General features: G+C 42.8%; 20 protein-coding genes and 1 pseudogene. 10 read left to right on the forward strand and 11 right to left on the reverse strand.

What is annotated here, in order from left to right:
• Positions 1-147: 147 nt before the first annotated feature.
• Positions 148-1074, reverse strand: coding sequence for a hypothetical protein (locus SAE01_RS18895; protein WP_147205364.1), 927 nt, complete (start codon positions 1072-1074; stop codon positions 148-150).
• Positions 1075-1987: 913 nt separating this feature from the next.
• On the opposite strand from SAE01_RS18895, the gene SAE01_RS18900 reads away from it, so the two are divergent.
• Entirely contained in the window at positions 1988-3736 is a 1749-nt protein-coding gene (locus tag SAE01_RS18900; protein ID WP_147205365.1) for an alpha-L-arabinofuranosidase, read from the forward strand.
• 90 nt (positions 3737-3826) lie between these two features.
• Here the strand turns inward: SAE01_RS18900 and SAE01_RS18905 are convergent, their stop codons facing one another.
• The 8 genes from SAE01_RS18905 to SAE01_RS18940 all read right to left on the reverse strand — a co-directional run bounded on the left by SAE01_RS18905 (position 3827) and on the right by SAE01_RS18940 (position 11864).
• Positions 3827-4579: a DUF5995 family protein gene (locus tag SAE01_RS18905; protein ID WP_147205366.1), complete on the reverse strand. Its 753-nt coding sequence runs from the start codon at positions 4577-4579 to the stop codon at positions 3827-3829.
• 134 nt (positions 4580-4713) lie between these two features.
• A complete protein-coding gene (locus SAE01_RS18910; RefSeq protein ID WP_147205367.1) occupies positions 4714-5349 on the reverse strand; it encodes an MgtC/SapB family protein in 636 nt (211 codons plus the stop codon).
• A 130-nt stretch (positions 5350-5479) separates the two neighbouring features.
• The gene (locus SAE01_RS18915; RefSeq protein WP_147205368.1) at positions 5480-5821 is read right to left on the reverse strand and encodes a hypothetical protein; all 342 of its coding nucleotides are present in this window, start codon (positions 5819-5821) and stop codon (positions 5480-5482) included.
• A 100-nt stretch (positions 5822-5921) separates the two neighbouring features.
• Positions 5922-8042, reverse strand: a complete 2121-nt coding sequence (locus tag SAE01_RS18920) for a xanthine dehydrogenase family protein molybdopterin-binding subunit (protein WP_147205369.1) — start codon at positions 8040-8042, stop codon at positions 5922-5924.
• A 223-nt stretch (positions 8043-8265) separates the two neighbouring features.
• A complete protein-coding gene (locus tag SAE01_RS18925) occupies positions 8266-9273 on the reverse strand; it encodes an FAD binding domain-containing protein (RefSeq protein WP_147205370.1) in 1008 nt (335 codons plus the stop codon).
• A 28-nt stretch (positions 9274-9301) separates the two neighbouring features.
• Entirely contained in the window at positions 9302-10108 is an 807-nt protein-coding gene (locus SAE01_RS18930; protein ID WP_147205371.1) for a 2Fe-2S iron-sulfur cluster-binding protein, read from the reverse strand.
• 201 nt (positions 10109-10309) lie between these two features.
• Complete coding sequence (locus SAE01_RS18935; RefSeq protein ID WP_147205372.1) at positions 10310-10990, reverse strand: hemerythrin domain-containing protein; 681 nt, start codon at positions 10988-10990, stop codon at positions 10310-10312.
• Positions 10991-11225: 235 nt separating this feature from the next.
• Positions 11226-11864 (reverse strand): carboxypeptidase-like regulatory domain-containing protein, encoded by a 639-nt coding sequence (locus tag SAE01_RS18940; RefSeq protein WP_147205373.1) that lies wholly within the window; start codon positions 11862-11864, stop codon positions 11226-11228.
• Between the two features lie 367 nt (positions 11865-12231).
• On the opposite strand from SAE01_RS18940, the gene SAE01_RS18945 reads away from it, so the two are divergent.
• From SAE01_RS18945 to pyrF, 5 genes and pseudogenes are all read left to right on the forward strand, one after another.
• A complete protein-coding gene (locus SAE01_RS18945) occupies positions 12232-13356 on the forward strand; it encodes an Mrp/NBP35 family ATP-binding protein (RefSeq protein ID WP_147205374.1) in 1125 nt (374 codons plus the stop codon).
• 214 nt (positions 13357-13570) lie between these two features.
• Positions 13571-14016 (forward strand): annotated as a pseudogene (locus SAE01_RS18950) (ORF6N domain-containing protein).
• A gap of 51 nt (positions 14017-14067) precedes the next feature.
• The gene (locus SAE01_RS18955) at positions 14068-14691 is read left to right on the forward strand and encodes an FMN-binding negative transcriptional regulator (RefSeq protein ID WP_147205375.1); all 624 of its coding nucleotides are present in this window, start codon (positions 14068-14070) and stop codon (positions 14689-14691) included.
• A 64-nt stretch (positions 14692-14755) separates the two neighbouring features.
• Complete coding sequence (locus SAE01_RS18960; RefSeq protein WP_246113281.1) at positions 14756-15565, forward strand: glycerophosphodiester phosphodiesterase; 810 nt, start codon at positions 14756-14758, stop codon at positions 15563-15565.
• Positions 15566-15575: 10 nt separating this feature from the next.
• Positions 15576-16448 carry an orotidine-5'-phosphate decarboxylase gene (gene pyrF / locus SAE01_RS18965; protein WP_147205377.1) on the forward strand — a complete coding sequence of 291 codons (873 nt, stop codon included), beginning with the start codon at positions 15576-15578 and terminating at the stop codon, positions 16446-16448.
• An 18-nt stretch (positions 16449-16466) separates the two neighbouring features.
• On the opposite strand, the gene kynU is transcribed toward pyrF, so the two are convergent.
• Complete coding sequence (kynU, locus tag SAE01_RS18970) at positions 16467-17726, reverse strand: kynureninase (RefSeq protein ID WP_147205378.1); 1260 nt, start codon at positions 17724-17726, stop codon at positions 16467-16469.
• A 126-nt stretch (positions 17727-17852) separates the two neighbouring features.
• Between kynU and SAE01_RS18975 the strand changes: the two genes are divergently transcribed.
• From SAE01_RS18975 to SAE01_RS18990, 4 genes are all read left to right on the forward strand, one after another.
• On the forward strand, positions 17853-18476 hold the full coding sequence (locus tag SAE01_RS18975) for an NUDIX hydrolase (RefSeq protein ID WP_147205379.1): 624 nt from the start codon (positions 17853-17855) through the stop codon (positions 18474-18476).
• Positions 18477-18621: 145 nt separating this feature from the next.
• A complete protein-coding gene (locus SAE01_RS18980) occupies positions 18622-19806 on the forward strand; it encodes an acyl-CoA dehydrogenase family protein (protein ID WP_147205380.1) in 1185 nt (394 codons plus the stop codon).
• A gap of 208 nt (positions 19807-20014) precedes the next feature.
• Complete coding sequence (locus SAE01_RS18985) at positions 20015-20596, forward strand: shikimate kinase (protein ID WP_147205381.1); 582 nt, start codon at positions 20015-20017, stop codon at positions 20594-20596.
• Positions 20589-20984 (forward strand): DUF423 domain-containing protein, encoded by a 396-nt coding sequence (locus tag SAE01_RS18990; RefSeq protein ID WP_147205382.1) that lies wholly within the window; start codon positions 20589-20591, stop codon positions 20982-20984. The genes SAE01_RS18985 and SAE01_RS18990 overlap by 8 nt, the downstream gene beginning before the upstream one ends.
• 123 nt (positions 20985-21107) lie before the next feature.
• Here the strand turns inward: SAE01_RS18990 and SAE01_RS18995 are convergent, their stop codons facing one another.
• Positions 21108-22664: a hypothetical protein gene (locus tag SAE01_RS18995; RefSeq protein ID WP_147205383.1), complete on the reverse strand. Its 1557-nt coding sequence runs from the start codon at positions 22662-22664 to the stop codon at positions 21108-21110.
• Positions 22665-22880: the final 216 nt, after the last annotated feature.

Raw genomic sequence — 22880 nt, forward strand, 5'->3', positions numbered from 1 at the left:
TTGGTGGAAGGATGGATACCTTCTGACCATTACTTCAGTGTTCTAAGTAAAATATCAGCCTGAAAAACAAGCCATAGTCCTTCCATAGAAAAAGCTCGTAAATATAGTTTTACGAGCTTTTTCTATAAAAAACATCCATACTAGGAATTATAGCTGGTAGGACCTGTATTGCCCACAACGTCCATGATGAGAAGAGCGGTTAATAATTGGAGGCGCTGCTATAACTGCTGGCTTCTTTTTAAATACGATAGGAATGCCCAGGCTAACATTGAAACCTGAAGTTTTTGAACTGAATGTGGTGGTTGTTGGCTTAAGCATCTCGTTGCTGGTAACAGTCTGCGTGTTGTTGCCAAGACCCTGCAAGTAATTTACACTTACAATAAATTTTGTCTGAGTCTTCGTACCGAATTCAAACGCGGTACCAGCTACAAGGGCAGTGGTTGACCCTGCCCTATAAGTATAATTGGTTGATCCGTTTTTTGTAGTCGTTTCTATGCCGCCTCCTATGGGTGCATATGCAAGTCCTACAGAAGGTTGAATGCGCAAAAACAGTCCTTCATCTTTTGGAGTGATTTTAGACAAACTTGCCGCAGCAGTATTTGCTGAATTACGCATTCCTCCACACCTGCTAATGCTACTACTACGTGTGCAACGGCGGGCTGTTTCACTCGTAGTTCTGCCAGCATACTTGCTTGCAAAACTCTTTGTATTAACGGGCTTTCTAAGCGCGATGGCCTTGCTGGTAAATTGATAGCCTCCTTCTAGTCTGAGTTGTAAATTTTTCGCAGCTGCTGTATATGCAGTGGCGGCATGCAAAGGATCAGCAAACGAAAAGTCTACTGCCTGCTTCGTGGTAGCAACACCTATATACGCACCTGGACCTGACTTTAATTTATAAGCCATTCGCACGGACAGGCTTGGCGTAAACTGTTGGCCCATAGGGGAGAAGGAAGAAAAGTCTCCGGGGGTTATGGTTGTTCTGAATGTTTCCATTCCGACTCGGGGAACAATAGAAAATTGCGCGTTTGAAGCGTATGATACTAAAGCAAATAAGGGTAGAATTACTCTTTTCATAAAAGATGGTTTTAGTAAAGAAAGTTACCCCAATTGTTTAAGTGGCGCAAAAATTATCGGTGAAAACGATCAGTAGTTTTACATCACAGATTGAATGTTTTTTGCCCGTTTTGCTGCACGAAACGGATAGGTGAGGACCTCGATTTTTGCTATACTTTGGGTAATATCAAGGGCTTTCTATAAGTGGGTGTAATCAAAGCATTTGCAGCAGTATTGTTGCCGAAGTTCCTGCTGTTCTCATTCCACTGTAACCTCTAATTTGTTCTTAATGCTATGTTAGCGAATATGAGCGCAGGTCGTGACCAATCTCCCGTTTTCTACGATGCATGCCGGATCTGAAGTAGTAGCTAAAAAATCACGTCTTGTAGTTAGCATTGGCTAAAAGTTAGATCGTTAGGAGTTCGCAAGTTTCAAGTATAAACTTCCTCTTGAAGGTTTATAAAGGCCTTTCTCGGAACTTGCAGGAAGTGCAATAAAACGTTCAAAGTAGGAACGTGATTTTTTTGGTAGCCAGCAGTGGCACTCTTTAAGGGCTTCCGTTGCGTCGCACTCTTGTACTTCGCTTTCGATCAGAGCGAAGCGAACCGTAAGGGTACTGATTATAAATAAAAGGACTTGACTTCATACTTTGTAAGAAATTAAAAAACCCGCTGTAAAGCTTCAAAGTAGAGCAGGAGGCTTGACGGAAGTACACGCTTTACAGCAGGTGAAATGAGAGCTTTTTAATTGAAGATTGGTGAAACTCTTTATTACACCAATACTTTTTTATCAATTCTTAACTATAAAACTGCTTTAGGCTATGTAGTGAAATGTCTCTTTCCAATATCACTTAGTTTTACTACTGCTAACTCAGCTAACCAATTATCATTGATATTTTAAATGCTTTGCAAAAGCCAAAGCTTCCTGATACTAAATGAACAAACATCTTCTAAAAATAGCCGCATCAGCCCTGGTTGTCCTGTCAACTCTCTCCTGTTCAAAAAATGAGATTGACGCTCCGCCGGTAGTAACACCTCCTCCTACGACCGGCTCGGCACCTGTAGTACCCGGAGTAGATCCACAAGTAGCGACTACTATTGGATTTTTTCTTGATACTTGGCTTCCAAAAACCTATACGGCCCCTGCTTTTACAGAGGGTACAGTTCCCGCTACGGCAAGTAATACTGTTACAGTCGATGCGTCTGATATCATTACTAAAATACCTACGCAGATTTTTGCCCATAACGCAAATACCTGGATGGGCACTTTTGTTGACCAACCCAGTTTCATTACCGATATAACGAACCTTAAGCCAAATATCATTCGCTGGCCCGCAGGTAGCGGAAGCGACGTTTATTTCTGGAATGTGAAACCAGGGGACATTCCGGAAGGCGCACCTACAAAATACCTGGACAAAGATGGTAAAGTCATTAATGCCTCGTTTTTCTATGGTCGATCTACAGACAACTGGCGCGCATCTCTGGACAACTACTATTCGATGTTGCAAATGAGCAATAGCAAAGGCATCATTACAGTTAACTATGGCTTCGCCCGTTATGGAATTAGTGCAAATCCTGTAGCCACCGCTGCTCATCTTGCTGCTGACTGGGTTCGCTACGATAAGGGCCGCACGCAATATTGGGAGGTAGGTAATGAAAACTATGGAGACTGGGAAGCAGGCTACAGAATTGACGTAACAAAAAACAAAGATGGCCAGCCTGAATTCTTAACAGGTAAATTGTATGCCCAGCATTTTAAAGTCTTTGCAGACTCCATGCGAAAAGCCGCAGCGGAAGTAGGTAATGCGGGTATAAAAATAGGTGCAGTTATCCAGGAAAGTCCTACAGCGTCGTGGCAAACCAATACTACACAAACCTGGAACAGCACTTTGATTCCTGAGTTGAATAATAAAGAAGATTTCTTTATCGCACACAACTACATTACTCCTTATGGTGAAAAGTCAAATGCTGCTACGGTTTTAAATTCGGCTCTTTCAGTACCTGCATCTATGATGAGTTTCATAACTAACCAGGTTAAAAATAATGGGGGCGAACTTAAGCCGATAGCTTTCACAGAGTGGAACATGTGGGCGCAGGATCTAAAGCAACAAGTGTCTAATACAAGTGGCCTCTTTGCAGTTATAGTGCAATCAGAAGCGATTAAAAATAAGTTCGGTTTGGCTGCTCGTTGGGATCTGCTAAACGGATGGGAGGGAGGCAACGACCATGGACTATTTAGTGATGGCGGTAGTGCTGACGATCCTCGCTGGAACCCGCGGCCTTCATTCTATTATATGTATTATTTTCAAAAGTCAATTGGTGATCGGCTCGTATCAACAACCGTAGAAGGTGCTGAAAGTGCTGCTGTTAAAGCTTATGCATCTACTTACAGTTCGGGCCAGGTAAATATCAACTTACTAAATACGTCTTCAAAAGCGCAGGCTGTTACCCTTAAGTTTAAAAACTTCAATGCCGGCAGTCGGTACTATTGGTACAGCTTAGAAGGAAGTAATGATAACGGCGAATTTTCAAGAAAGGTGCTGGTAAATAATACCGGCCCATCGGGTGCTGCCGGTGGTCCTGCCAGTTATGCTACTCTTAAGGCAATGTCTGCTGCAACTACAAATGGCGTTAAAGTAAACGTACCTGCTTACGGCGCCGTTTTCGTAATGGTAGATAAATAAAAAAGATGGCTTTTAGTTTTGATGATTTACGAAGAAGAAATGCTTTTTTGAAATACTGCGTTCAACGAACTTTCCGACAGTTGTCGGAATTTATTTAAGTAAAATATCTATAACGGCAGGTACACTTTTAGTCTCCCTGATTCTAATAATCGCCAACGCACAACTTAGTAAAAAACCAGGATTTTTAATTCGGTCAGCGATCCAAACCACGTCGTTGTCCATCTTTTCAATATGACTCTTCCTGGTATTTTCATTGTAACCTGCAAGGGTTACTGCGTTTTTCCATGAAACTTTCCTTGCGGTATTAATACTAAAATTAATGACCGCATCTTGCTGCTTGTCGCTAATCCGGTTGATAATTCTCATTGGCAACCAAATTTGTGCAAGCGTATCTTGTACTGATTGAGTAAGATTAGCTATAACCGAATTTATCTTTTCAAAGTCGCTTTTCAAATCATAGATCTCATCCTTTGGACAACAATCGGCAGCAGCGATTGCAAGGTCTAGATTGATATGTGTGTTAATACCCAGAAGAAGATGCTGCAACACGATCAGGCCGTTTTTTTCGCTTGCGTCAAACGCAGCACACCAAGCATTCGGACAAGGCTTTTTATTTACATAAGCGTCCCAAGCTTGCAGGTATCGGTTGGCAAAAATAACATCAAGGCGAGCCATTCTTTCACTACCCGTAAAGCTGTTGTTTTGAATTCCATCTCTAACAGCTGCAGTCATTTTTCTGTACAGAATTGCGAAATAACCAATGCGGCTTTGTCGCTCTTTACTCCAGTCAATAATGTTATCTAAATGTCTTAATACCTCATCAACCGTGTTGGCCTGTAACATGCGTTCCCTTTATTTACGTAGAAAAATAACAAGGAACATTCATAAAAGGAAATGTGTAAGTACGTGTAGCTTTATGTAGGGTTTGAATAGTATTTGCCCTGAAATTCATGGATGGCAAATTGTTTTAAATGCTACTAATGAAAGTCAATTATTGTATCAATCTTGATTAGCTCTTCGCTCAACTCGACAAACTGTTTTTCGGTTCCTGTTATCTTCAGAATAAGAAATAATTTCCCGTGGCTCTTATTCATCATTATCCGTTTACTTTTCATTTTTGACTCTTTTAAAACCCCTTCAAGCGAATACACATTGTTTATCTCCGCATCCTTAAAAGTGAAATAAACATTCTTGCTATGGTTCAACCCATCGATAAGGGTTTCAATTTTTCCCATCACCGATAACACTAGGATTGTAAACACGGTTAGACAAAAGGCTAACGCATGATAGCCAATTCCCGTTGCCATCCCGATGCCAGCTGTTGTCCAGATTACTGCTGCCGTTGTTAAGCCTAATACCGACAGCTTGTCTTTGAATATTACACCCGCACCAATAAAGCCTATTCCGGTAATAATATTTGCCGCAATCCGGTCATCAGAGCCGGTTCCATGTTTAGATACTATGGTAAAAATGGTTGAACCAAGACTTATAAGAATGATAGTTCGAAACCCTGCTGACTTGTTATTGTATTCGCGCTCAAAACCGATGATCCCTCCACAAAGAATGGACATGGTAATGCTGATCAGATCCTCCCTTTCAAGTAAAAATTCCATAGAATTATAGGTGCTATTATTGGTTTACTTTCTACAGTTGCAATAATAATAGTGCCGAAGAGAGCCTGGAAGATGCGGATGTTTGTAAGGATTGCGAAAAAATCTTTGTCGGCGCTACTCTCTAAACGCTTTAAAAAACTTTTTTATTTGGTTGTAGCGCTTGTGCAGTTATTTTAGCTGCGGTACCAAATATAGTTTCAGCAGCAGACGGATGAACAGGGAAGGCGTTCCGTTGCAAGTAGGTGGGGTTGGAGTACAACTCTACTTTTAAACCGTTAGGAAGGGGAGTTACAAAACTTCGGCTTTTATTAAAACTAGTTGTGTTAAATGAATATTTGGAAGGAGTTAGGGGCGCAAAAACGCTTGCGCTGTCTGGTAAAAGTTTTCTGGCCCGACCGCTTAATGTATCTATAGTTTGAGCGAATGCAGGCTTTATTAAGCATGCCGACAATAGAAGAAATAAAGTTTTCATACGCGCCAATTTGTCTGTCCAAGATAACCCAACTTTATGGAAGGTCAAATGGTAAAGCTTTGAAGGAAATACAAACCTATTCTCCAAAAACGAATAATTCTTACAACAACTTGTCTGGTGTTATCGGCAAATCCCTCACCCTTTTTCCTGTAGCGTTAAAAATAGCATTGGCAACAGCGGCTGCCACTCCTACAATGCCAACTTCGCCAATTCCTTTTACCCCTAGTTTATTTGGTATGGTGTCTTTTTCATCGATGAATATGGTATCAATCGTCCCGATATCGAGATTGGAGGGAACGTGGTAATCTGCCAAGGAACGCGTAACGAAATTCCCCCAACGAGGGTCAAGGATAGACTCTTCGGTTAATGCCATTCCAATGCCCCATACATTTCCACCTATAATCTGTGACCGTGCTGTTTTGGGATTTAGGATTTTTCCAGCCCCTGTAACTGCCAGGAAACGTTTCACTTTTACCATCCCAGTCAGGCTGTTTACCCAAACCTCCGCGAAGTTCGCATTGAAGCTGTGGGAGGAATAATTGGTGGCATCTGCCGGTGCTTTTGCGTCGGCCCTTGTTTCAAACGCAGTGAGGTTTTCGCTTACCATCAGGTTAGCTACAGTAGGTCGAACGAAAAACTGTTTAGTTGATTTTTTCATCAACTCATCCGTAATTTTTTCGCAAGCATCATTTACGGCATTAGAAAAACTTGCCGCACCCACTGAGCCAACTGAACCCGCCGCAGGAGGCAAACTAGAATCGCCAATTTTAACGGTGATTTTATTAACTGCCAAACCCAAAGCATCGGATGCCGTTTGTGCAATAATGGTGTTGGTGCCGGTGCCTAAATCAGAAGCAGCTAGTTCTATCGTTGCTTTTACGTCGTTGCCCTTGCGTGTTAATTTTACTATAGCAGACGAGTTTTGCTGACGGGCAGGGTAGGTTCCGCAAGCAACGCCGTAACCAATCAAATACTCTCCCTGTTGATTTTGCCTCGGTTCGATTTTTCGCTTCCCCCAACCAAACGCCTTTGCTCCTTCCTGTAAACATTGCACAGTAGTACGTGATGACCATTGCTTGCCATTAGAAGGATCTTTTGCCGGCTCGTTTTTTAGTCTGAACTCGATTGGATCCATTCTAAGTTGATAAGCCAGCTCGTCAATAGCCGACTCAAGGGCAAAGCTGCCGGTAGACTTACCGGGGCCGCGCGTGTAGGTTGGAATAATGATATTCATTGGCACCACCCTATAAGAAATAAGTGAGTTGGGCACCTCGTACATCACCTTCGAGCAATCTCCGCAAGGCTCTACAAACTCGTTGTCAATAGCACAATGGGTTGTCGTTTCATGAGCCAGTACAGTAAGCTTTCCATCCTTTGTTGCTGCAAGCCGCATTCTTTGATGGTTCCTCTGGCGCAGGCCGACCGAATTGAACATCTGCTGCCTCGTAAGAGCAAGTTTTACGGGCCGGTTAACAGCTTTGGCAGCAACTGCAGCAAGCACCAGGTTTGCCCATTGCCCGCCTTTTGAACCAAAGCCACCACCGATAAATGGGGTAACAATACGCACGTTTGCGGATGGAATGCCAAGGGTTGAAGCAGCTGCGCCCTGCGCACCATTTACAATCTGTGAACCATTATACAAAGTCACTTTATCACCCTCCCAGAAAGCAATGGTTGAATGAGTCTCCATCGGGTTATGGTGTTCTATAGGCGTTTCGTATACCGCTTCTATTTTAAATTCAGCATTACCAAAAGCGGTATCAACATCACCGCGAATTGCGTCATGATTGTCTTTTGGTGCAATAGCTTCTTTCTTGTGCTTTTCAAAGTCAACCTTTGGCTCGGCCTTTTCGTAGCTGACTTTTATCAACCTAGTTGCGTATCGCGCTTGTTCAAATGTTTCTGCAACTACCAATCCGATATGCTGTCCGTACCATTCAATATTTTGGCTTTGTAATAATGCACCTCCGCGGACGCCTCCTTTTTCATTCAACTTCGGGGCATTCTTGTGCGTAATAACTGCCAATACACCAGGCGCTTTTTCTGCCTCACCCGTTTCAATATCTTTTATTTTGCCTGCAGCAATTGTGCTTTTAAAAATAACTGCATGTACTGTATTCTTCAATACATAATCAGTCGCATAGGTGGCTGCGCCGGTTACTTTTAATAGACCATCAATGCGATTGATCGCCTGTCCGATTGATTTGTTTAGATCACTCATCTTAAGTTATTTAGTGCAAAGACTGTGTAGCTTTTTAGTTTCCAATTATCGTCGAACTAAATTTTTGTTCGTAAAACCGTTAAACCTCCTGTCAAAGCTCAAGCCGCCGGGCTTCGTTCTTGCAACAGGAGTCCACCCATTTGTTTCTGAAATCAAGAAAAAAAGAAAAACAAAACATGATATACAACTGAATTAACGTCCACTCGAAGCTCCAGACTACAAGCTACGCAGTCCCTCCATTCATTGCTCTTGTCAGCGCCAGCACAATTGCTCGTGTGCCTAATTCAATTTTAAAACCATTGTGTTCAAGTGCTTTAGCCTGTTTCATTTCCATTTCTGCGGCTTGCCTGAAGTTGTCTGCGGTGGCTGCTTTTCCTGCAAGAAATCTTTCTGCTTCAAATGCCCGCCACGGCTTATGCGCTACTCCACCCAAGGCCAACCAGGCTTGTTTTATCCCGCTTCCATTCATTTCAATGGCGGCCGCCACGGAAACAAGTGCGAATGCGTAGCTGGCCCGGTCACGAACCTTTAAATAATATGATTTACTAGCAAAATTGTTTTTAGGAATTTCAATGGAGGTAACCACCTCTCCATGCTGAAGGGTGTTGTCTTTTTCCGGCATCTCACCCGGCAACCGATGATATTCTGCAAAAGGAATCGAACGCACTTTTCCACTTGAACCCTGCACTTTTACAACGGCATCAAGAGCGGCAAGTGCAACACACATATCAGAAGGATGAACTGCGACACAACTTTCTGACCAGCCGAAAATTGCATGCATCCTGTTGATTCCTTCACGGGCACCACAGCCTGTTCCCGGTTCACGTTTGTTACAAGGCATAGAGACCTCATAGAAATAAGGGCAGCGGGTTCGCTGGTTGAGGTTTCCACCATTTGTGGCCATATTCCTGATTTGGGCTGATGCGCCGGCAAGGATTGCCTGCGTAAGAAGCGGGAAGTTTTGCCGAATAAGCGGGTGGTTAGCCGTTTCTGCATTTTTACCCAAACCTCCAATTGATATCCCTCCTTTATTTACGCCCTCAGTTATTGGTTTTACCACGGAAAGGTTAAGCCGGTTGATATCTACCAACTCGTCGGGTCGCTCCACATCTTCCTTCATCAGATCGAGGATGTTCGTACCGCCGGCAAGAATTCTTGCGTTGGGATTAGCCGACAAAAGTTGAGCAGCGGAGTTTATCGTTGTTGATGCAGAATATTTAAATGGTCTCATTGTTTGTCTTTTTGTAGTCTGCAGCTCTTTAAATTTCGGTTAACTCTTTTTGATCCACCAGGTTCCAGTTTTGTGCTACGGGCTTTGCACTGTGTACTTCCTTTATGGCATCCACTATATTGGGGTAAGCGCCGCATCGGCAAATATTTCCTGACATCCGTTCCCTGATTTCCTCTTCAGAAAGTTGTATCGGAGCCGCCTTTATACGAACGTTGGGAGTGACATAACTTACTTCTCCGTTTCTGGCTTCGCCCATCAATGCTACTGCCGAACAAATTTGGCCCGGCGTACAATAGCCGCACTGAAAACCATCGTGTTTAAGAAACGAAGCCTGCATAGGATGAAGCTCCCCGTTTTTGGCCAGGCCTTCGATAGTTGTTACTGACTTGTTGGTACAGCTTGCTGCAAGGGTTAGGCATGATAGCACTCGCTTTCCGTCAACAATCACCGTGCAGGCACCGCACTGGCCATGGTCGCAACCTTTCTTTGAACCGGTCAACTGCAACCGCTCCCGTAGGGTGTCTAGCAACGTCATCCTCGAATCCACATCTAGAGACTTCTTTATGCCGTTAACTTTAAAGGATACGTTGACGCTGTTTTCGAGATTAACAGGTAATTCTGCGTTTAATGGTTCGTGTAGCGAACCAGCGAAAGTTTCTTTACCAAACATTTGCAAGGCAAGTATTCCCCCGCCTGCCAGCGTGATCTGCTTAAGGAAGTTCCGACGCGCCTCGTCAAAGTCGGTAAGCTGGTTTTGGTCTTCACACAAAAGTTGCCCAAAAAGTTGCTTTTCATCCTCCGTTAATTCCTGGTCAGGAGTATCTTCTGTCATCATAGATATTCTTTTTACAAGTACAGTATTTAAAGCTAAGGAATTTCAGGTTTTATGTGATCAACAAAAGGGCCTCCTACAAACAAATAAGAGGTAAGGAATTTGTCGAAAAATGAAAATGCATCATTAAAACACGAAAGCCGGCAGGAGGCAAATCCTACCGGCTTTTTATATAACAACCGGACTTCAGAAAGTTCAAATAATCTAAAATAAAAGTTCCTCTTCCATGACAGCTTCCTGTACTTCTGCCCTGATTTGTTCTGGTAGTTCAGTATAGGTCATGTCTATTAATGCATCGAAAACAAACGAAGGCGAGGTCTCTTTTACTGCTTGCAGCCAACTGATGGCTTCAGCTTTGTTGATGCTTCTCAGCATCCATTTAGCAGTTACCATTTTTTCTTCAGGAGGTATCCCTGCAGTAAGTCTTGCATTTAGGTCAAGTAACTCCTGGTCAGTATAATTAGCCCATAACACACGGTTAATTTCTATCTCTTCCTTAGCCATGTGATTGATGTTAAAGACCATGAAGTCACGGAAGGATTTACTGATGCAGGATCCGCAGTTCACTCTTTCTTCACTTGTTTGTAAGGAACGATAAATAGTAAGCAGGGTTTGCAGGCGATTTCCAATTTCGTGATGGGCCACATGTTCTTGTTCAAACTCCTCCACTAGCTGAGGTTCGAAAGCTTCAATAGCAGGCAGCACAAAAGTATCTTCATGATGGGCGTGTTGCTCGAAATGGTGAATGACGGTCTCTACTTTTGCCAGTGCAGCTTCAGCCTCTTCTACATCCGCATAGTAGGTTTGTTGTAATGTAAGCGCTGCATCATACAGCATTGCACGAAGGGCTTTGTGAATGAGGTTAAATGAATTAAAGCGTTGCATAAGAAGTTATTTTTTGTTTTAGTTTTTGATTGGTGGACCAAAATTGTAACGTGAAACAAAAAAATGCAATTCCAATGCGTATGAGTTGTTGCAACGCGGGATAGGCGGTTAAAAGAACAGGCAGGAAGCCATTTATCAGCTTCAGCAAACTGCTGCTGTAATGCTCGATACTAAGGAAGCAATTGTGGAAGGAAGTGGAAGCAGCCTTAAATTAAACGGAAGCGTTCTTTTGGGGCTACTTGCTTTTGAAGTCGCCTCGTTTCCAAGCCTGGATGAACTCCGACCAGGCGAAAGGGTTCAAAATATTCATCGGCGGTGTCTGCCCGGTATAGTACATTTTTTGCGCACTTTGCCTCAAGGCATAATTCGATGCTTCGCGCCCGTCTGCCGGAAGGCTTGCCATCAAGACGCGCCTTTTTGCGATATCGTTGTTTTGCCTGGCTATCTCATATTTATCATCGGGAAAACGCGCATTCACAAAATCTCTTTCGAACTGGGCCCTTGTTGGTCGAGGCTTTAAAATAGTGGCTGGTAGGTAAGCGGTATCAATTACCAAAAGCTGTATAATGCTGTATTGATTACTCTGTAGTTTAGAGGGAATCGTAACTAGTTTCGGTTTGAAGCCCACACTGGTGAACTCTACCTGGTCGTTCTTCAAAACTACTATAGAAAACACGCCATCGTCATTGGTCATGGTACCGCGGTTAGTACCTTTTACTACCACGCTCACTGCAGGAAGCGCACGCAGACTGTCGGCTGTCATCACTACTCCGTACAACTGCACCACACTGTCTTGCATACTCTCGAACTGAGCAAACAGTCTTAGCGGAAAAAAGCAAATCAATAAAATGAGGTATCGTAAAGTTTTATGCATGTAGTTATCTCGTTAGCAATGCTGCCTTTTTATAATTGTAAGACAAATGTGACGGTTTCCAACCCCTGTTTTTCATAGCATCATCGTTGTGTCACTCACTTCAACCAGTTGTACTTTTATTAGCATTTATTACAAAACACCCTAAATTTTGTTCATAGTATCCGCCGCCGAGCAAGCCGACAGGTGCATAGAAAACATGTGTACAGGAGTGCGACGCAACGGCGGTTGAACCAAAGTTACAAAGGCAGGTTACACAAAAAATTATCTTCAACGCCTTCTTAACAAATAGCTTAGGGTCAAAAACAAAGTACGGCAGTCAATGGCTAACTTTGCGGGCGGCTAAGCTTATTTAACAAAAACTTCTGTGATGACAAAAGACGAGATTTTAAAGGCGTTAAGCAATGTGCAGGAACCTGATCTTGGTAAAGACCTGGTGACGCTTAACATGGTGAAGGATATAGAAATTGAAGGCAACTATGTGTCGTTTACGGTGGTGCTTACCACCCCGGCATGCCCGCTGAAAGACATGATTAAAAATGCCTGCATTAACGCAGTGAAGATACTGGTGAATAAAGAGGCAACCGTAAACGTAAAGTTCACTTCGAATACTACCAGCAAACGTAAAGAAGGCGACGCAGTGTTGCCTAACGTAAGAAATATTATCGCGGTAATTAGTGGCAAGGGTGGGGTAGGAAAGAGCACGGTAGCGGCAAACCTTGCACTAGCATTGAGCCGGGGTGGCGCAAAAGTAGGGTTGATGGATGCTGATATTTACGGCCCTAGTGTTCCCATTATGTTTGGCGTTCGTGGCGAAAGACCGATGATGCAGGAAGTGAACGGCAAAGGTTTAATCGTTCCGCTCGAGCGATATGGAATAAAGCTTTTAAGTATCGGTTTGCTGGTAGACGAAAAAAGTGCGGTAGTGTGGCGCGGTCCAATGGCCAGCAGCGCTATCAAGCAGTTTGTTACTGAAGTCCTTTGGGGTGATCTTGATTATCTCGTAATCGATATGCCACCCGGCACCGGAGACATTCACCTTACCCTGATACAAACAGTGCCTGTTACGGGGGTGGTCGTGGTAACTACACCACAGGATGTGGCACTTGCTGATGCAAAAAAAGGAATTGCCATGTTTGGGCAGGCACAAATTAAAGTGCCTATTATTGGTTTGGTAGAAAACATGAGTTATTTCACGCCGGCAGAATTACCCGAGAATCGATATTACATTTTTGGTAAAGAAGGCGGTAAAAGATTGGCAGAGGAATATGACATTCCTTTCTTAGGGCAAATACCCCTGGTGCAAAGCATACGTGAAGGCGGTGACATTGGGATACCTGTGATGGTAGGTGATGATGCAATAACCAAGCACGCATTTGAAGAGTTCGCTGCTGCAGCCGCAAGAAGTATCAGCATGCGAAATGCTAACATGACGGCAACACAGGTGGTGGAAATAGTAGAAGAGGTGGGCATGATGAGTAAGGTAGGAGAGTAGGGTTGAGCTGTTGAAGAGACTGCTATTTGCAAAGGCAGTTTTATCTTACAAAGACCCCAGTTACGCACGTTGCTCATCTATTTGTTTTGCTGGTTTATTGAGTACTTTAGAGGTATCACAAAATGTGATACCTCTTTTATATATGGCAAAAGCAATCGTGCAGCAAACATTTGAAGTAACGGATAAGATCTACTCTATAAGAGGACAAAAGGTAATGCTCGATTTCGATCTCGCTGTACTGTACAACGTACAAACACGGCATTGAAGCAAGCGGTGAGGCGAAACAAAGACAGGTTTCCCGTTGACTTTAAATTTGACTTAACCCCTGTTGAAATTGATTACCTGGTATCACAAAATGTGATACCCTCGAAAGGCAGGCTTGGTGGTGCAGTGCCATTTGCATTTACAGAGCAGGGTCTATCGATGTTATCTAGTGTATTAAAAAGCAAGGAGGCGTTGCACGTAAATATCTCCATTATGCGGGCTTTCGTGCAAATGAGACAGCTACTCGACAATAACAAAGAATTGAAGAAGCAGCTTTCAGCTTTGGAGGATAAGTATGACGAGCAATTCAAAGTGGTGTTCGATGCCATCCGCAACCTCATTCATCAAAAAACAAAACCAAGACAGCGAATAGGGTTTAAGAAAGACTTCTTATGATTTTAGTTGTAAACCACTTCGCTTTCACTTTCCTTCAATTACTTTTGTCCCATGTACAACATCCCTTACTACAAGGCAGAAGATGAGAAGGAGGTGATTGATTTCATGCGGCATCATCCGTTCATTGTACTTACTGGCGTCAACGCAAATCATCATCCTGTTGCTACACATATTCCCGTATTAATAGAGGAACGAGAAGAAAAGATTTTTCTCCTTGCACATGTTGTAAGGCAGTCAGATCATCATAAAGCCTTTGTACAAAACCCTCAAGTGCTCGCTATTTTTTCAGGTCCACATGCTTATGTAAGTGCCAGTTGGTATACAAATCAACAGCAGGCCAGTACATGGAATTACCAGGCAGTGCATGCAAAAGGCCAGCTGAAATTTCTGAATGACGAAGGCTTATTAAACATCTTACACCGACTCACCGAGCAGTTCGAAAACAATGCTGCCTCTCCGTCCCTGGTTGAGAATCTTGAAGGCGAGTATGTTCGTCGACTAACAAAAGCAATCGTAGGATTTGAGATTGAAGTAACTGAAATAGCCCACATTTTTAAGCTAAGTCAAAACAGGGATAAGGAGAGTTATAACAATATTATTCAACACCTAAAAGATGGTGACAGCGAGGCAAAACTGGTCGCATCTATAATGGAAAAACGGGGAAACGATGACTAGGTTGACATATCTCTGCTGCATATTATTACTGTCTTGTGTGGCAACAAGAAAAAATATAAAGCCTATGACTTTTGATTGGCAGGCACACCGCGGCGGCCGCGGTATCTTTCCTGAAAATACAATTCCTGCCATGCTTCATGCGGTAGATCTTGGCGTAACCACTTTGGAGATGGATGCGATGATAACGAAAGACAAGCAGGTAATTGTGAGTCATGATCCTTACTTTAATCCCGCCATTACTACCAAGCCCGACGGGAGTTATCTTACCGCGGGCGAGGAGAAACAGCTGGTGCTTTATCAAATGACTTACGATGAAATAAGCAGGTTTGATGTAGGCATGAAAGTTCATCCCCAGTTCCCACAGCAGAAAAAATTAAAAGCTGTAAAGCCTCGTCTGGCTGATCTAATTGATAGTGTGGAAACGTACACAAAAGCCAGAAATCTTCCTGCTAAATTCTATAATATCGAAACGAAATCTAAAGCTACTACCGACAACCTTCATCATCCCCCACCCGCTGAATTTGTCGAACTACTGGTGCAAGTGATTAAAGCGAAACATATAGAATCAAGAACTATCATTCAATCTTTTGACGTTCGCACCATTCAATACCTTCATCAGAAATACCGTTCAATTAAAACAGCTTACCTGGTGGAGGGTACTGGTACTTTACAAGATCGGCTTTCTAAATTAGGATTTACTCCTACCATCTATAGTCCCGAATTTCACCTGGTCGACCAGCAGTTAATTGCTGATTGTAAAAAACTGGGTATGCAGATTATTCCATGGACTGTAAACGATGTATCGAAAATGAAGCAATTAAAGGAATGGGGCGTCGATGGAATTATTACTGATTTCCCAAATCTTGCATTTTAAACGATAAAGTATGAACAGGCAGGAATTGATACAACAGGTTAAAGGCAAGAAAAACTATTTGTGCATAGGTCTCGATACTGATATAAATAAGTTGCCAAAACATCTGCACGCCAGTGAGCAAGCAGTGTTTGAGTTTAACAAAGCAATTATTGATGCTACAAAAGACTTTTGCGTTAGCTATAAAATCAACACTGCGTTTTATGAGGCAATGGGCATAAAAGGCTGGGAAGCATTGGAACAAACTGTTGACTACATACCTGCAACTCATTTTAAAATTGCAGATGCGAAACGTGGCGATATAGGAAACACCTCAGCTCAGTATGCAAAAACGTTTTTTGAAGTGTACAATTTTGACGCTGTTACCGTCGCGCCATACATGGGGGAGGATAGCGTTCGCCCATTTCTCGAGTATGAAAACAAATGGACGATCGTGCTTGGCCTTACTTCTAACAAGGGCAGTGAAGACTTTCAGCAATTGGTAGTTCGTACAGAAAGCGAAGAGTTTTTATCTGAATTAACACCCGGACACCATCACAAACAACAGTATCTGTATGAAAAAGTAATGCAGCAAATGGCTGGATGGGGAACGCCTGAAAACTTAATGTTTGTTGTCGGCGCCACCAAAGCAGAGCAACTGCAGCAGATTAGAAAAGCCTATCCTGAACATTTCTTTCTGGTGCCCGGTGTTGGTTCGCAAGGTGGAAGTCTTGCAGAAGTATCCCGCGCAGCATTACATGCTGATGGAGGTCTTTTAGTTAATGTGAGCCGTGCAATTATTTATGCAGGCACCGGTGAACGTTTTGCAGAAGATGCAAAGACCATAGCGGAGCAATACCACGATGAAATGAATAGTTTGTTCGAGGAAGCATCGCTTGCATCTTAGTTCAAAGCTTTACAGGTTCTAATCAAAGTTTTTCAGAATTTCATAAAACCTGTACACGTCCTGGTACGAGCAATAAAGAGGGGCTGGTGCAACCCTTACAACTCCGGGTTCACGATAGTCTACTACAATTCCACTATCAATCATTTTCTCGTGAATCTCCTTCCCCTTTTCTTTGAAGTATAGTGACAATTGTGCCCCGCGACTTTCCGCATTAGCGGGCGTTATGATTTCAAAATCCAAATGCTGCAGCTGCTGTAACAGGAACTCGAGGTACGCCGTTAAATCTTTGCTTTTTGCTTTGATGTTTTCAAAACCTGCTTCTTCAAACATGTCAAGCGAAGCTTTTAAAGAAGCCATGTTTAAGATTTGCGCTGTGCTGATGTTCCAACCGCTGGCGTTTGGCTTGGCGACAAAACCTTTCTTCATTTTAAACCTTGCCTGCTCATCATTTCCCCACCAGCCTGCAAAGCGCGGGGTAGACGGATCGGTTGCATACCTTTCATGAACATACAATCCACCAACAGCGCCCGGTCCCCCGTTAAGGTATTTATAAGAACACCAGACGGCAAAATCTACATTCCAGTTATGCAAGTCAAGGTGAACGTTGCCCGAGGCGTGAGCAAGATCAAAACCTGCAATGGCGCCCACTTTTTGAGTAGCTTCTGTAATGGATTGAATATCGAATAATTGGCCCGAGTAATAGTTTATTCCACCTAACATCACCATTGCAACGCTCGCTCCATTGGTTTCAATCGCCGAAATAATGTCTTCATGACGAAGTGTCTTTTCTCCTTCTCTCGGCGCAATTTCAATCACTGCTTCCTCGGGGTTGAAACCATGATGCTTCACCTGTGTCTCTACCGCATATTGGTCAGATGGAAAGGCGCCGGCTTCCATGATGATCTTATACCTCGTTTCTGTAGGACGATAAAAGGTTAGCATCAACAGGTGAAGATTAACGGTAAGGCTGTTCATTACTGTTACTTCCTCTTCCTTACACCCAACTATTTTTGACAGTGATTTTTTGAAGTATTCCTGGTAATACATCCAGGGGTTTTTTGCATTTAAAAAACCGGCTATGCCGAGGTTTTTCCAATCATCTAGTTCTTGCTGAACCGATGCCTGCACCTTCTTTGATTGCAATCCCAAGGAATTGCCGCAGAAATAAATCGTGTCCCTGTCATCTATTTGCGGGAAGTAAAATTGTTGTTTATATATTCCTAGTTTGTCTTCATTATCCTTCTGTTGGGCGAACTGCAACGACGCTTCAAAATTCATTCAATATATTTTAGCTGCTTTAAACAAGAAAATTACAACATTTGTTGTTTGCCAAATTACCTGTTGTTTTCATTTATACTAAGATGAAAATTTTTTTTAAATCGAGATTTATAGTAAGTAAAAGTTATGGGTAGCACACAAATCTTACATGACCTCCAGCGGCTCAAATCGCTAGCAGACATTGGTCTTTTATACAGTAAAGATGAGTACGATAAAGAGCGATACCTCGAGCTTCAACAAATTGGCTGGAGCCTTCTAAGCCAGTTTAGTAACACAAGTTTCGAAGAAGTAAAGGCTATCCTTCCTCCTGCAAAAGATTATCCTACTGCCAAAGTTGATATCAGAGGTTTGATGATTTCTGAGAATAAAAAGGTGTTATTGGTAAAAGAAAGCATGGATGGCAAATGGTCGCTTCCGGGTGGATGGGGTGACATAGGTTATAGTCCAAAGGAGACAATTGTAAAAGAGTTTAAAGAAGAGACCGGGCTGGATGTTATACCCGAACGGCTTTTGGCGGTGTTTGATAAGAAGATGCACGCGCATCCACCGCAGGCTTTTTATGTGTACAAAATGGTCTTTCTCTGCAAGCCTAAGACGATAGATATAAGCAAAGGTTTTGATGTTTTAGACGTACAATATTTTCCAATGGATAGTTTGCCCGAACTGTCGCAGGATAGAATTTTGGAGAGTCAAATTAAGCTCCTAGCTACTAAGGTTTTCGAGAATGACCATGAAGTATACGTGGACTAGGAGAATATAAGAGCGAAGCGTTACTTTGATAACTTTGAACCTTTTAAGGCGAGTTTTGCTGAATAGAGAAAAATAGGTACAAGTGTGCGACGCAAGAATGCCTACTAAAATTTATTCAGCCGGTACAAAAAATAAATGATTTACAATGGCAGCTAAGACAGATTTGTTCCAATCACCTGATTATTATTTGCTCGATGAGCTATTAACCGAAGAGCAGAGAATGGTGCGCGAAAGCATTCGCAACTACGTGAAAAAAGAGATCTCGCCCATTATAGAAGAGTATGCGCAGAGGGCAGAATTTCCGAGGCAAATTGTACAGCAACTGGGAGATATCGGGTGCTTTGGACCAACTATACCAACCCAGTATGGTGGAGGTGGAATGGACTATATCAGCTACGGGTTGATGATGCAGGAACTTGAAAGGGGAGACAGCGGCGTAAGGTCGACGGCATCGGTGCAAGGCTCACTTGTGATGTTTCCTATTTATGCCTACGGAAGCGAAGAACAGCGGCAGAAATATTTACCAAAACTTGCGAGCGGAGAATGGTTGGGTTGCTTTGGTTTAACTGAGCCCGATCATGGTAGCAACCCGGCGGGTATGGTAACAACTATAAAAGATGCAGGCGATCATTTGGTTTTGAACGGAGCAAAAATGTGGATCAGCAATGCGCCATTTGCGCAGGTCGCTGTGGTCTGGGCAAAAAATGAAGCGGGGGAAATACAGGGCTTAATAGTTGAGCGGGGCATGGAAGGTTTTACGACCCCAACAACCCATGGCAAGTGGAGCCTTCGAGCAAGCGCAACTGGTGAACTGGTTTTTGACCATGTAAAAGTTCCAAAAGAAAACATTTTTCCTACAATAAAAGGTTTAAAGGGCCCACTGGGATGTCTGAGCAAGGCACGCTACGGAATTGCCTGGGGTGCTTTGGGCGCTGCCATGGATTGTTATGATACAGCCCTCCGGTACAGCAAAGAACGCGTGCAGTTCGACCGGCGCATTGGCGGTTTCCAGTTACAGCAAAAGAAGCTTGCGGAGATGATCACCGAAATAACAAAAGCTCAATTGCTGGTTTGGAGATTGGGTGTATTGATGAATGAAGGCCGCGCTACACCTGCGCAAATCTCTATGGCAAAAAGAAATAGCTGCGAAATTGCAGCGAATATTGCGCGGGATGCACGTCAACTTTTAGGCGGAATGGGAATAACAGGCGAATACAGTATCATGCGTCATATGATGAACCTTGAAAGTGTAATTACTTACGAAGGCACTCACGACATCCACCTTCTCATCACCGGCATGGACGTAACGGGGCTCAACGCTTTTAAATAAGAAGCGGTTTGAATAGTTAAGGAAAATAAAAATTCCCCTTCTTTTAGTTGTATTTAATTGTCATTTCACCTCGATAGTGTTGCTTTATCAAAAAAAAGAGCGGTTTGCCTGCAAGCCATTTAACTAATCCTTAAAAAAAATACGCAGCGGGCAAAACAACCTTTTAAGTTTGAATGTGTCTATTGATGCAAAATGTATAACCCCTAACATGATGACCACCACAACTGCAAAAAAACCTGCTAAAGCAATCACCAAAGATTCTACTGCTGACACAAAAGTTGGAACAAAAATTTTTCTTATAGGTATGATGGGCGCCGGAAAATCGTTCTGGGCAGAAAAGCTCAAGAAAAGGTTTAAAGTGCCAGCTTACGATCTCGACTCGCTGGTTGAGATGATGGAAGAAAAATCTATAAAGGAAATTTTCGAAGAAGACGGCGAAGAATATTTCAGGAAGGCGGAAGCGAAAATGCTTCGTTTGTTCTCTGAAAAAAAGCAATTCATTGTTTCCTGTGGTGGCGGCACTGCTTGCTACAACGACAACATGAAGTGGATGAATAAGCACGGAATTACAATCTGGATTGACGAACCTGTAGAAGTTTTGAGTGAGCGTTTATCAAAAGAGAAATCACACCGTCCGCTCATCAAAGATTTAGATGATGAGGCGCTTAATAATTTTCTGTCATCAAAACTTGAAGAGCGCGCTACGTTCTACGATCAATCCGCCTACCGCTTAAGTGGTGATAAACTCTCAGAAACTGCTTTCTCAAAAATACTTGCCGGGCATGCATAAACCCTTCCTGCAGATTGCGGCTTTGCTTGGCGCCGTCTCTGTTGCCTTCGGGGCTTTCGGCGCGCACGCACTCAAAAAAATGGCATCTGATGTTACGGTAAATATTTTTGAAACGGGTGTTCGCTACCAGTTCTACCACGTGTTTGCGCTAGCCTTGGTCGGTGTTCTTTACCGCGATTTTTCAAACAAGTGGTTGCTGTGGTCTGGCAATCTTTTCATGATTGGCATGCTGCTGTTTTGCGGTTCTTTGTACCTGCTCACTTACTTTAAAGCTACTGCAAAACCTAATTTTGATTGGGTAGGTGCAATTACTCCGTTAGGCGGAGTTGCTTTTATTGCGGGATGGATTTGCCTGTTTATAGGTTTGTATCGCTCAACTGCTGCATAGTTTTCAAAGACGTAGGAGGAATTTTTTGAAACAATCTTTAGGTCTTTCTTCTTCAGTCGTTGCGTCGCACTCTTGTACTAATGATGTTTATTCAGCCCATTTTGTAAAACAGGCAAATCGTCTCTAAAAGGTCGACTTGCGGATAGACTTGTTTTTGCTGGCAGCTTTCTCATCGTAAGCAATACTTTCAACTTCCTGCTCCTTATTTTTCCTGAATATCAGGTAGCACTCCGGTTCGCTCAGTCCCGTCTTCCAGCAGAGGTAACCTTTAAAAAAGGCAACCGGCTTATAACCTGGTAAGGTAATTTTCGCCTTCCTGGGTATATGATCCGAAGCAAATATTACAACACTCGGTTGCAGACATTCTATGGTGTCTAAAACAGCTTTTGATGCCCCAACACTGGTAACATTATAAATAGACCAGTTCCAGAAGCGGTGCTCCCCTCCATTGTTGTGGTTAGAGAAAATGTTCCTCGAAAAGTAAGGAAGTATAGAAATGTTTTTCCACCCACTTATGTAAATGTTTTCCTGGTCGAGCTTCTTAGCCTTAATGTATTTTGCTACGCTATATCCTGCAGAATAGTTGTGGTAAATGTCGTAAGTAACCGCGTTAATGCACCAGTAAATCTGTGTGATAAACACTACCCCCATACCTGCCACTACAGCCTTCGTAAGTCCCTTCGGATTCTCGTTCCTGTACTTTTCGTAGCTGATCCACAAAACAAAAATCCACAACAAAAACAATACGCCCTGGTGCCAGAGGTTCCTGTATTTAAGTCCAAACAAAATGCAAAGGAGCGTTAGTGGAAGCAGGTACACAAGACCAGATTTATTCTTAAAAAACCATAGCAGAGAACTTCCAAAAATCAGGACACCTACCGCGCCGAAAAGTAAAGGCAGTTGCGTAAACTCGTTCATTACCAGCGAACCTGCAACCATCCTCCGGGCAATAATCCACATCACTCTAACATTGGAGTTTATATAGTTCGCATAAATCTGATCTGGTGGCGTAAGTATAATGTAAATGACAAGAAGCGCGATTAGTCCAAAAATAAACAGTGAGATAAGCTGGTGCGTTCTTGTTCGGATATCGGTTTTTTTCCAGTTTTTAATAACGTCAATAAAATGAACGAAAGCGATGGACCCGGCAATCAAAAATGTATGAGCGCTGATATTCGCCAGGAGACTAAGCAACAATACAAACAAGTACGGCCGCTCATTTTTCTTACTGTAATTAATGGCGATAAGAAACAAGATGGGTGAGATCAGGCAATAGTTCCTGGCAACCACTCCATACTGGAAGAAAACAAAAAAAGTAAAAGGATATAATATTTTGATGAGTGCCGGAAACGGTGCGTACCTGATAAACAGCCATACGCCTGAAGCCGCAAAAAGTGCCGAAATTATATTGATAACAAAGTACGGAAGACCCAATTTAGCCGGAACCATCAGAATGAGATGCCACAATCCCGGCGAACCTTCGTACCTGAGATAAGTGGTAAAGAGCTCTTTAAAACGCGTGTCTTTTGCCAGCAACCAGGCCTGCGCCTCATCCATCCAAGGCTCGTGATGTGACACGACGATCGTTAATAAGATAGCATACAGTGCAAATACAATTACCTCGTATTTTTCCTTTACATATTCGAAAACTCTAAACTTATTAGTTAAGGTTATGTTCATAAAGCTTGTCGAAGCTAGATTTAAAAATGCTCATGTAATGCTTTCAACTCATGTGCCAAACGGATTATCCATTATCTTAATCTATTCAATCCCTCATTTAAATCGTGCAATAACAACGGCACAAAGCGCGCAAATTTAATTTAATATTCTGTTGACTTCAATGTCACGCTGTTAAACGTTCCTTTATGTGGTATAGTTCGCATCTTTTTATTGCAA

It is taken from the genome of Segetibacter aerophilus (genome assembly GCF_007991655.1).
Lineage (GTDB): Bacteria > Bacteroidota > Bacteroidia > Chitinophagales > Chitinophagaceae > Segetibacter > Segetibacter aerophilus.

What these genes read in the sequence shown, in the direction of transcription:
- SAE01_RS18895 (WP_147205364.1), bottom strand. Translation starts at nt 1,074, where the DNA reads ATGAAAAGAGTAATTCTACCCTTATTTGCTTTAGTATCATACGCTTCA.
- SAE01_RS18900 (WP_147205365.1), top strand. Translation starts at nt 1,988, where the DNA reads ATGAACAAACATCTTCTAAAAATAGCCGCATCAGCCCTGGTTGTCCTG.
- SAE01_RS18905 (WP_147205366.1), bottom strand. Translation starts at nt 4,579, where the DNA reads ATGTTACAGGCCAACACGGTTGATGAGGTATTAAGACATTTAGATAAC.
- SAE01_RS18910 (WP_147205367.1), bottom strand. Translation starts at nt 5,349, where the DNA reads ATGGAATTTTTACTTGAAAGGGAGGATCTGATCAGCATTACCATGTCC.
- SAE01_RS18915 (WP_147205368.1), bottom strand. Translation starts at nt 5,821, where the DNA reads ATGAAAACTTTATTTCTTCTATTGTCGGCATGCTTAATAAAGCCTGCA.
- SAE01_RS18920 (WP_147205369.1), bottom strand. Translation starts at nt 8,042, where the DNA reads ATGAGTGATCTAAACAAATCAATCGGACAGGCGATCAATCGCATTGAT.
- SAE01_RS18925 (WP_147205370.1), bottom strand. Translation starts at nt 9,273, where the DNA reads ATGAGACCATTTAAATATTCTGCATCAACAACGATAAACTCCGCTGCT.
- SAE01_RS18930 (WP_147205371.1), bottom strand. Translation starts at nt 10,108, where the DNA reads ATGATGACAGAAGATACTCCTGACCAGGAATTAACGGAGGATGAAAAG.
- SAE01_RS18935 (WP_147205372.1), bottom strand. Translation starts at nt 10,990, where the DNA reads ATGCAACGCTTTAATTCATTTAACCTCATTCACAAAGCCCTTCGTGCA.
- SAE01_RS18940 (WP_147205373.1), bottom strand. Translation starts at nt 11,864, where the DNA reads ATGCATAAAACTTTACGATACCTCATTTTATTGATTTGCTTTTTTCCG.
- SAE01_RS18945 (WP_147205374.1), top strand. Translation starts at nt 12,232, where the DNA reads ATGACAAAAGACGAGATTTTAAAGGCGTTAAGCAATGTGCAGGAACCT.
- SAE01_RS18955 (WP_147205375.1), top strand. Translation starts at nt 14,068, where the DNA reads ATGTACAACATCCCTTACTACAAGGCAGAAGATGAGAAGGAGGTGATT.
- SAE01_RS18960 (WP_246113281.1), top strand. Translation starts at nt 14,756, where the DNA reads ATGACTTTTGATTGGCAGGCACACCGCGGCGGCCGCGGTATCTTTCCT.
- pyrF (WP_147205377.1), top strand. Translation starts at nt 15,576, where the DNA reads ATGAACAGGCAGGAATTGATACAACAGGTTAAAGGCAAGAAAAACTAT.
- kynU (WP_147205378.1), bottom strand. Translation starts at nt 17,726, where the DNA reads ATGAATTTTGAAGCGTCGTTGCAGTTCGCCCAACAGAAGGATAATGAA.
- SAE01_RS18975 (WP_147205379.1), top strand. Translation starts at nt 17,853, where the DNA reads ATGGGTAGCACACAAATCTTACATGACCTCCAGCGGCTCAAATCGCTA.
- SAE01_RS18980 (WP_147205380.1), top strand. Translation starts at nt 18,622, where the DNA reads ATGGCAGCTAAGACAGATTTGTTCCAATCACCTGATTATTATTTGCTC.
- SAE01_RS18985 (WP_147205381.1), top strand. Translation starts at nt 20,015, where the DNA reads ATGATGACCACCACAACTGCAAAAAAACCTGCTAAAGCAATCACCAAA.
- SAE01_RS18990 (WP_147205382.1), top strand. Translation starts at nt 20,589, where the DNA reads ATGCATAAACCCTTCCTGCAGATTGCGGCTTTGCTTGGCGCCGTCTCT.
- SAE01_RS18995 (WP_147205383.1), bottom strand. Translation starts at nt 22,664, where the DNA reads ATGAACATAACCTTAACTAATAAGTTTAGAGTTTTCGAATATGTAAAG.